At 81.4% G+C, this 671-nt stretch carries 1 pseudogene; it reads left to right on the top strand.

Going from position 1 to position 671, the window contains the following annotated elements:
• Window positions 1-11: 11 nt before the first annotated feature.
• Window positions 12-671, top strand: a pseudogene (locus ABD308_RS08330) (MoeA family protein); the annotation flags it as partial.

The raw sequence follows: 671 nt of genomic DNA, 5'->3' as shown, positions 1-671 counted from the left end.
CCGTGAGGGCGATGGAGGACCACGCCGTGCCGGTCCCGGTCCGCCCGGCCGGCTGGGCGGCGGCCCGGGAGGCCGCCCGCCGGGCCGGCCGCCCCGCGCTGCCGGCACTGAACCTGCCGCTGGACGACGCGCTCGGCCGCACCCTCGCCGAGCCGCTCACCGCGCTCACCGACCTGCCGGCCTTCGACACCTCGGCGATGGACGGCTGGGCGGTCGCCGGACCCGGCCCCTGGCAGGTGACCGGCCGGCTGCTCGCCGGTCGCCCCGCCGCCGGACCGCTCGCCGACGGCTCCGCCGTCGAGATCGCCACCGGTGCCCAACTGCCGCCCGGCGCCACCGCGGTGCTGCGCCGCGAGCACGGTGAGCGGTGCGGACCGCTGCTGTCCCACCGCACCCCGGGTGCGCTGACCCCCGGCCAGGACGTCCGGCCGCGCGGTCAGGAGTGCCGGAGCGGCGAGGTGCTGCTGCCGGCCGGCACCCCGGTCGGCCCGGCGGTGCTCGGCCTGGCCGCCGCCTGCGGCCACGACCGGCTGGCCGTCCGCCGCGCCCCGGTGGTGGAACTGCTGGTGCTCGGCGACGAACTGCTCGGCTCCGGCCTGCCCCGGCCCGGCCTGGTCCGGGACGCGCTCGGCCCGCTGCTGCCGCCGTGGCTGCGCGCGGCCGGCGCCGAG

Origin of the sequence: Kitasatospora putterlickiae, from assembly GCF_039527695.1 — a bacterium.
In the GTDB taxonomy this organism is placed as follows: Bacteria; Actinomycetota; Actinomycetes; order Streptomycetales; family Streptomycetaceae; genus Kitasatospora; species Kitasatospora putterlickiae.
This window is presented reverse-complemented; position numbering and strand designations above follow the sequence as displayed.